This is a genomic window from Bacillus sp. 05T31 (genome assembly GCF_056396725.1).
This window is the reverse complement of record NZ_JBFTMA010000123.1, coordinates 1-8,983: the sequence shown is the minus strand read 5'-3', so window position 1 is coordinate 8,983 and position 8,983 is coordinate 1. Positions and strand designations below refer to the sequence as shown.

General features: G+C 36.4%; 9 protein-coding genes and 1 other annotated feature. Of the genes, 1 reads left to right on the top strand and 8 read right to left on the bottom strand.

All coding sequences use genetic code 11. The features are described 5' to 3' along the window. Positions 1-245: 245 nt before the first annotated feature. The 7 genes from bioB to AC1DJR_RS10520 all read right to left on the bottom strand — a co-directional run bounded on the left by bioB (position 246) and on the right by AC1DJR_RS10520 (position 6,506). The gene (bioB, locus tag AC1DJR_RS10550) at positions 246-1,244 is read right to left on the bottom strand and encodes a biotin synthase (RefSeq protein ID WP_002014986.1); all 999 of its coding nucleotides are present in this window, start codon (positions 1,242-1,244) and stop codon (positions 246-248) included. Position 1,245: 1 nt separating this feature from the next. Beyond that, the gene (bioC, locus tag AC1DJR_RS10545) at positions 1,246-2,055 is read right to left on the bottom strand and encodes a malonyl-ACP O-methyltransferase BioC (protein WP_477002564.1); all 810 of its coding nucleotides are present in this window, start codon (positions 2,053-2,055) and stop codon (positions 1,246-1,248) included. Further along, entirely contained in the window at positions 2,021-2,761 is a 741-nt protein-coding gene (locus AC1DJR_RS10540) for an alpha/beta fold hydrolase (RefSeq protein WP_429687756.1), read from the bottom strand. The genes bioC and AC1DJR_RS10540 overlap by 35 nt, the downstream gene beginning before the upstream one ends. After that, complete coding sequence (gene bioF, locus AC1DJR_RS10535) at positions 2,758-3,945, bottom strand: 8-amino-7-oxononanoate synthase (RefSeq protein ID WP_477002563.1); 1,188 nt, start codon at positions 3,943-3,945, stop codon at positions 2,758-2,760. The genes AC1DJR_RS10540 and bioF overlap by 4 nt, the downstream gene beginning before the upstream one ends. Next, the gene (gene bioD / locus AC1DJR_RS10530; protein ID WP_477002562.1) at positions 3,911-4,639 is read right to left on the bottom strand and encodes a dethiobiotin synthase; all 729 of its coding nucleotides are present in this window, start codon (positions 4,637-4,639) and stop codon (positions 3,911-3,913) included. Before bioD ends, bioF begins: the two co-directional genes overlap by 35 nt. Then, positions 4,639-6,072: an adenosylmethionine--8-amino-7-oxononanoate transaminase gene (bioA, locus tag AC1DJR_RS10525; protein WP_002033857.1), complete on the bottom strand. Its 1,434-nt coding sequence runs from the start codon at positions 6,070-6,072 to the stop codon at positions 4,639-4,641. The genes bioD and bioA overlap by 1 nt, the downstream gene beginning before the upstream one ends. Positions 6,073-6,149: 77 nt before the next feature. Then, complete coding sequence (locus tag AC1DJR_RS10520) at positions 6,150-6,506, bottom strand: hypothetical protein (protein ID WP_002192577.1); 357 nt, start codon at positions 6,504-6,506, stop codon at positions 6,150-6,152. 142 nt (positions 6,507-6,648) lie between these two features. Further along, positions 6,649-6,868 (top strand) — a binding site (T-box leader). Between the two features lie 277 nt (positions 6,869-7,145). Here AC1DJR_RS10520 and nhaC point away from each other — a divergent pair. Continuing rightward, entirely contained in the window at positions 7,146-8,519 is a 1,374-nt protein-coding gene (gene nhaC / locus AC1DJR_RS10515; RefSeq protein WP_477002561.1) for a Na+/H+ antiporter NhaC, read from the top strand. A gap of 57 nt (positions 8,520-8,576) precedes the next feature. Here the strand turns inward: nhaC and AC1DJR_RS10510 are convergent. After that, the coding region (locus AC1DJR_RS10510; RefSeq protein WP_477002560.1) for an LPXTG cell wall anchor domain-containing protein at positions 8,577-8,983 on the bottom strand (407 nt) is incomplete at its 5' end.

The following is an 8,983-nucleotide window of genomic DNA, read 5'->3' as shown; positions in this document are numbered from 1 at the left end:
GATCAGCACTTATTGCTTTTAGTAAAATTAGACAAGTCATAATCGCTAATATATATTTGTGCATGTAAAATCCTCCAACCCGATATAAATTACATWTTTACTATGTACAATTRGGGCTTGGAAAATTCGTCCACAAAATTATTTTTCTCGTCCAAAAGTGACTACTATCAAGCGTTAATGGACTTTTATTACATTTTATTTACAAAAAAAAGCAACCCCTTTAAAGAGTTTGCTTTTCATCTATCTTATAGCGCACATTCTTCAATCTCAAATCCTAAATCTTCAATCATACCCCAGTCCGCAGTCGGCTCTTGTCCAGCTGTTGTTAAATAGTCCCCGACAAAGATAGAGTTTGCTGCAAATAAACCAAGTGGCTGTACAGAACGTAAATTAAGTTCTCGACCACCTGAAATACGAATTTCTTTTGTTGGATTTACAAAACGCATCATCGCCAACACTTTTAAACATTCTACAGGTGTTAATTCTTTTTGTCCTTCAAGCGGAGTACCCTTTACAGCAACAAGGAAATTACATGGAATAGAATCCGCATCTAAACGTTGTAATTCAAATGCAATTTCAGCGCGCTGTTCAATCGTTTCTCCCATTCCAAAAATTGCTCCAGAGCATGGAGAAATACCGGCTTGCTTCGCTTTTTGGACTGTATCAACACGATCGTCATACGTATGCGTTGAACAAATGCTATCATAATTGTTGGCATGCGTATTTAAATTGTGATTATAACGATGCACACCAGCTTCTGCTAACTGACCTGCTTGATCTTCATTTAAAAATCCTAAACAACAGCAAATTTTTAAATCTGTCGTTTCACGAATTTCCTTAACTGCTCCAATAACGTGATTTACTTCTTTATTCGTCGGACGACGACCAGATGCAACAATACAATATGTACCTGCTTTACGACGAATTGCTTCGTGCGCTCCTTCAACAATTTTCTCTTGTGTTAACCATGCATACTTATCAATCGGTGCTTCTGAAATAATAGACTGTGAACAATACCCGCAATCTTCAGGACATAATCCAGATTTCGTATTTATAATCATGTTCAACTTTACTTTCTTACCAAAATGATGATGGCGAATGATGTAAGCTGCATTCATAATTTCTAAAACCTCTGTATCATCAGCTTCTAATATTGCAATTGCATCTTCTTTCGTAATCATTTTCTCTTCTACTACGTCGTATGCAAGTTTTTTCCAATCCCTTTTTGTTTGTACTTGTTTCATTTCATCTCTTCCCCTCTTTTGTTATATACGTAAATAAAGCATGATATGTTGCCATTATCCCTTCTTTTYCCGTGAAGTCTCTTTCGTATATACGAAGCATCGTACGAAAGAGTGAAGGGCTTTGACARTAAGACTCTTCATTACTATTGGTYGCYCCTACTTTTCGAATAGAATGTAGAAACTCCCTAACTTCTGTAAAGCTTTCTATGTAACACGTTTCAGAAACATGTACATTTCCTAATGGATTTTTGCATATATTCACTAACTGTTCTTTCGAAAYGAAKCGTTGTCCWATTGAAGYACAATTGTGTATCCCCTTTTCTTTCTTAGCACGCTGAAAAGACGTATGCAATTCTTGAAAAGTCGTATTACCAAACGTGGAAAATAATAATATTCCTTCTTCAGACAAATAGTTAAATAAATTTTTCACTGTCTCTTTTAAATCATTAAGCCATTGAAATGTAGCATTTGAAATGATGACATCATATGGATTTTCTAATTTTAATTGTTCAATATCTTCACATCGAAACATCACATTTCCCAAACTTTTTCTAGTTTTCGCGACTGCAATCATCTCATCAGCAAAATCCACAGCTGTAATATGAGCTTTCGGAAATAAATTTGATAATTGCTCTGTTACATATCCTGTCCCGCATCCAAGTTCTAAAATACGTATCGATGATGTTTCACTATATCGTTCCTTCAATGTAGAAAGTAACGAATGCGCCATCTTTTTTTGTACATTTGCATATTGATCGTAGGATACAGCCGCCCCGTTAAACCGTTTTTGCAGTAACGTTTTGTTGATCATGTCGTATCCCCTCTACAAATTGAATAATTCCATTTGCGCAATATTCAAAATTCGTTACACATAATGCATGCCCAGCACCGCTTACTACTTTTAGATTGGCATTCGTATTATTCGCCATACTATGGGCTGCAGACAATGGACATATTACATCCTGCTCTCCATGAAGGAGTAACAGCGGGACTTTCATATCTATTACTTCATTTCTCATATCTGTTTCTATTAAATAATCTAAGCCTAATTGTAAAGAATGAATCGTGTCTCCTTTAAACTTCTTCGCAATCTCTTCAAAACTCGTATTCTCCCTCAGCTCACTTTTTGTAAACATATTTTCATAGAAACGCTTCAAAGTATCTTCTTTTTTTCTCGTTAAATTCTTTTTCATACGTTCTACATGCAAGGAATTCCATCCACTTGTATAGTCACTTGTATTGGTAAATTTAGCGGTACCACCAATTAGTACCATACCTTGGGTCTTAATCTTTTTATAAGCTTGTATTGCCGCTAACGCTCCTAGTGACCATCCAACTAAAATTACATTTTCATCCTGCGCTACATCTATTATTCGCCCYGCAAATTCACTTTGTTCTTTCACGTTACGCCAATCTATACATTGAACAGAATATCCTTTAAAATACGGCAGAACCAAAGTCCAAACACCTTCTTCCATTCCCCATCCTGGAATAAAAATAAGCTTTAGCTCTTTCATACTAAAAACCCCTCTTCTTTGCCAATGCGTATAATATGCTGAATAGCCCATTTTAAATCGGCTATTGTATGTTGTGACGTAACTGCAAAACGGACTCGAGAACTACCAACTGGAACAGTCGGCGGACGAATTGCAATGGCTGCGATACCTACCTCTTGTAACCTTTCACTAAACCGTAAAGTATTTTCATTTGAYCCAACTACAATCGGTACAATATGAGTTGAGCTATTCCCAATATCAAAACCAGCTTCTTGTAAATGCGTCCTGAAATATGCACCATTCTCTATAAGTCGCTCTCTTCTTTCGTTATCTTCTTTCACAATTTCAATTGCTTTTCGGATCGCCCCTAATGTTCCTGGTGGTAAAGCTGTAGTAAAAATCAAGCTTCTCATCATATTTTGTAAATACTCTATATAAATGGAATCACCCGTTAAATACGCACCATAACACCCTAAAGCCTTACTAAACGTCCCCATATGTATATCAATTTTTTGAGCAATATCTTTTTCTACATGAGATAATCCKGCTCCACCGATTCCATATATTCCACTTGCATGTGCTTCATCAACTATAATGATYGCCCCGTATTTCTCTTTCAGCTGAACTAAGCCTCTCAAATATGCAATATCTCCATCCATACTAAAAATCGTATCTGTTACGATTAATTTTCTCTTTTCTGGTGACGCTATTTGCAACATCTTTTCTAAATGATCCAAATCATTATGACGATATCTTTTATGCTCTGCTCCGCTTAATATAATTCCATCAACAATACTTGCGTGATTTAATTTATCACTAAAAACCATATCGTGACGACAGGCTAAAGCAGATATAGCACCTACATTTGCTWTATACCCGCTATTTACRATTAAWGCTYTTTCAGTACCTTTCCAATCACATATACTTCTCTCAACCTCTTCATACAGTGGATAATTTCCTACAACGAGACGAGATGCTGTCGCTCCAGTTCCATATTTTCTCGTGCAGRCAATAGCAGCTTCTTTCAACCTTTCATCTCCAGCTAACCCTAAATAATTATTTGATGCTAAATTTAGCATCCTTTTCTCATTTCGAATAAGCCATGTCTCTTCCGCTTTCTCTGTTACATGTAAATTACGATACTGCCCTTGCTCCTTTAATTGTTCTACTTTAGATTGAAGATGCGTGCGCCACATTTGATTCATTTTGGATGAGCTCCTCTAATTTTGAAATCATAATATGTTCTTTTACCGATTCCAATAATTCTCCCCTTGTAAACTCACCTTCAAGGAATGGTAATAAACCTAAAACAGGTACTCCACTTAACTCCTCAATCATTTCTTTGTTTTCTTGCACTCTTTCTTTTTCACATTCTTTACAACCAGACAAAATTACACCCGCTACTGTTAAACCGTGTGCCTTTGCATAAGAAATTGTTAAGACAGTATGATTAACTGTCCCTAGTGTCGGACGCGCTACTACAATAAGAGGGAGCTSTAATTCTTTTGCAAAATCAATCACTAAAGCRTCTTCTGTATATGGRACKGCAAGCCCACCAGCTCCTTCTACCAATAGGCTATTAAACTCTTTTAGTAGTTCATTATAGTGAGCAGTAATTTCTTTTAACATTACCGTCCTTCCAGCTCTTTTCATAGCAAGTCTCGGAGCAAGTGGTTCTTCAATAGAATAAGGACAAATTTCATCTTCTTTTGTCGGTACACCCGATAATGCTTTTAAYCTTGCTGCATCACCCTCAGGATTTGATGCAACATGTCCACTTTGCAACGGTTTATATACACCAACATTATGTCCACGCTCTCGAAATATACCTGCCAATGCTCCTGTCACTACCGTTTTGCCAACTTCTGTATCCGTTGCTGCTATAAAGAAACCACTCATTACTCTCCCTCCGTAACATCCGAGATTGCTTTATATAAAATGCGTAACATCTCATCAATCTCAGCCACCGTAGATGCAAGAGGAGGCATAAATACAATCGTATTACCGAGTGGTCGCAATATCATGCCCAGCTCTCTTGAACGTTTACATACTTGAACGCCGACTCTTTCTGTCCATTCAAACGATTCTTTCATTTCCTTATTCTTCACAAGTTCAATACCAACCATTAGCCCACACTGACGAATATCTCCTACGTGCTTATATTCATTAAGAGCTTCTAATTGTGCCGCTACATATTCTGCTTTATGCGCAACATCTTCTATTAAATTAGTTTTTTCATATAGTTCTAAATTTGCAATTGCTACGGCACACCCTAACGGATTCCCTGTATAACTATGACCATGGAAAAACGTTTTTTGTTCTTCATAGCCTCCTAAAAAGGCATTATAAATTTCATCTGTCGTTACCGTAATTGCCACCGGTAAATAACCACCTGTTAAACCTTTTCCGGCTGTTAAAATGTCTGGCGTCACATCCTCGTGTTCACATGCAAACATTTTCCCGGTACGCCCAAATCCAGTCGCTACCTCGTCTGTAATAAATAATACATTGTATTTTGTACATAAATCGCGAAGCCCTTTTAAGTATCCTTTTGGCATTGTAATCATCCCACCAGCACCTTGCATTAATGGCTCCACAATAATAGCTGCTACTTCTTCATGTTTTTCTTGTAGCATTTCTTCCATTTCTTCTAAATGTTTCTTTACAATTTGTTCCTTATTATCTCCATAAGGAGAACGATATGTATATGGATACGGCATTTTAATTGCCTCAAATAATAGTGAACTATACACTTGGTGAAACAAGTCTATTGCTCCTACTGAAACAGCACCTATCGTATCACCGTGATATGCTTCTTTTAATGTAACAAATCTTTGTTTTTTCGGTTTTCCTTTATGTTGCCAATATTGAAAGGCCATCTTAATTGCAATTTCAACGGCGCTAGAACCAGAGTCTGAATAGAATACTTTCTTCAAACCTTCTGGTACAACTTCAATTATTTTTTCTGCTAATAAAATAGATGGAACGTTAGCAAGTCCTAGCATAGTAGAATGAGCAATTTTATTTAATTGCTCACGAATTGCCTCATCTAGTTCCGGTACTTGATGCCCATGAACATTTAACCAAATAGACGAAACACCGTCCCAATATTCATTTCCATTTACATCGTATAGCTTTCTTCCCTCTCCACGTTCAATAATGACAGGATCTTCTTCTAAATAATCTTTCATTTGTGTAAATGGGTGCCATACGTAATCTTTATTCTTCTTCGATAATTCTTCATATGTATAAGACGATTTTTCACTCGTGTTACTATTAACAGCCACAATTGTCACCCCTAATGTTAACTTATTTATAAATATAGTTAACATTAAAAACAAATGACTGTCAATTATTTTTAAATCAAACAGTTCTCAAAAAAGAACAACTTATCATACGATAAGTTGTTCTACTTTCCATGTTGTATCTTTCCAATTTCTAAAATAATCTCTTCATCTTTTTTTCCTTCTGTATCAATTCCAAGTTGCTTAGCATGCTCAATTAACAAATCATGGCGCTGCTCAAATCTAGCGTTATCTACTTCTTTTGTAACCTCTTCTTTTGTTTTCCCCTCAGTAGAAACTCCTAGTTTCGTAGCTGCTTTTTCCATCGATTTCTTCTCTTCAGTTTCTTTCACTTTCTTCACTTCTGACTGCTGTATTTGCTTTTGTTTCGACTGCTCTGATTCAGCTGCAAAAGCTGTGTAAATTCCAGCACTTCCGCCAACGACTAGTAAGGTGGTAAAAAGAATTATTTTTTTCTTCACTCTTTCCTCCCCTTTCAAATTCATTATAACGCACATTTTTACAGTATGAAAAACATTTCTCCTTTATTTCCCTAAAAAAATATCGAATGTTTTTATTGACATGTATGATGAATATATGATAAAAATTTAACTAACATCATATGAATCGGCGTTGATAGGATTTAGTAGTATTTCGTTTTCTGATTTCAGAGAGCTGGTGGTCGGTGCGAACCAGTACAGAGCGATTTATGAATTACCCCCTGGAGCTTCTTTTACGAAACGTGAGGAGTAGTGAAAGACGGTTTAGACCGTTATGTCTAAAGAGTGGTGAAATGAAACTGTTTCACAATTTAGGGTGGTACCGCGAATTTTTCGTCCCTGCATATATTGCAGGGGCGTTTTTATTTTATGAGCGCATATCATATGACCCTTTATTTTGTGATACATTCCTTTCACAAGCTAGGGTGGTACCGCGATTTCTTCGTCCCTGCATAATTATATGCAGGGGCGTTTTTTTATCCAATCATTTCCGTATCATATTGAGATGTTGACAATTACCGGTAATTTGTCACAAAATTCTAAATTTTAGAAGGAAATATACAATATTGGCGAATTTTATATAAAAAAGAGCTATTTTAAATTACTTAGGGGGGAAAAACAATGGTTTCAAAAATTGAATCTGTTCTTTTAACAATTTTTATCTTTTTCTGTATTGGTTTTAGTGTTATTCAATTAGAAGTTTCACCGCATATCCCAATTTTATTCGGTATCGTTATTTTATTAGCGTTTGGATTTATGAAAAAACTCTCTTGGTCTACTATGGAAAAAGGGATGATCAGTAGTATTTCAGCTGGTATTCCATCTATATTTATTTTCTTACTTGTAGGCGTATTAATTAGTGTTTGGATCGCAGCTGGAACAATTCCAACTTTAATGGTATACGGCTTCCAACTTGTATCTCCTAAAATTTTCGTTCCAACTGTTTTTGTTGTTTGTGCAATTGTTGGAACGAGTATCGGTAGTGCTTTTACAACTGCTGCAACTGTAGGACTTGCCTTTATGGGCATGGGTAGTGCTCTTGGATACGATCCAGCTCTTATCGCTGGTGCAATTATTTCTGGTGCATTCTTTGGGGATAAAATGTCCCCTTTATCTGATACAACAAACTTAGCTCCAGCTGTAACGGGTGTAGATTTATTTGAACATATTCGTAACATGCTTTGGACGACAGTTCCAGCTTTCATTATTGCTTTTATTTCATTTTTCATTTTAGGAAGTGGATCTGGAGGCAATATTGATTTCTCAACTTTTATTAATACGTTAGAAAAAAATGCAACGATTTCTATCGTTACACTTATTCCGATTTTATTACTGTTCCTATTCGCATTTAAAAAAGTTCCAGCAGTTCCAACATTACTTGCTGGAATCGTAGTAGGGATAATCATTCTCTTTATTTTTAAACCGAGTACTTCTTTAGCTGATTTAATGAAAATTATGCAAGACGGTTACATTTCTAAAACTGGTATGAAAGATATTGATAGCTTATTATCCCGCGGTGGTTTACAAAGTATGATGATGTCAATCGCTCTTATTTTCCTAGCTCTTTGTATGGGAGGATTATTACAAGGAATGGGTATTATAGCGCAGCTGATGAATATCATCTCTAGCTTTGTAAAAACTAGTACACGCTTAATTATTTCTACCGCTTCCACTGCAATTGGTGTAAACTTCTTACTCGGCGAGCAATACCTATCAATCGTTTTAACAGGACAAGCATTCGCTAACAAATACGATGAAGTCGGTTTAGAACGTCGTAATTTATCACGAGTACTAGAAGATGCWGGTACAGTWATTAAYCCGCTCGTACCATGGGGTGTAAGTGGCGTATTCTTAWCAAACGTCCTTRGCGTTCCAACAATCGATTATGTTCCATACGCAATCTTCTGTTTAGCTTGTCCAGTCATAACTATTATCGTTGGATTTACTGGATTCGGTCTTTCTTGGAAAAAAGAAAAAGCAGTACCAGTTTCATAATATACACATAAAAAAGGATTACCGTAATTGGTAATCCTTTTTTTGTACAATACTGTACTATCTATTTGCTTTCTTTCTTCTAAATAACATAAGTAATCCCGCTCCAACAAACGCAAGACCCGCTCCAATTGTAGAAGCAACACTTGCACCTGTTTTCGGTAAATCACGTTCCTCTTTATCTGCTTCTTTATTTTCACTTACAGTTTCTTTTGTGTTTTGATTATCGGTTGTAGTTTGTCCAGATCCTGCGTTGTTTCCATTATTACCATCATCTGTTGGCGGTGTCGTTGGATTCTCTCCATTATTACCATCACCTGTTGGCGGTGTCGTTGGATTCTCCCCATTATTACCATCACCTGTTGGCGGTGTCGTTGGATTCTCCCCATTATTACCATCACCTGTTGGCGGTGTCGTTGGATTCTCCCCACCAGTTTCCTTATCACCGTCGTTCTTCTTCGTTATAT

Excerpts from the sequence above, each read along its gene's own strand:
- bioA (WP_002033857.1), bottom strand. The coding sequence starts at position 6,072 with ATGTTAACTATATTTATAAATAAGTTAACATTAGGGGTGACAATTGTG.
- bioB (WP_002014986.1), bottom strand. The coding sequence starts at position 1,244 with ATGAAACAAGTACAAACAAAAAGGGATTGGAAAAAACTTGCATACGAC.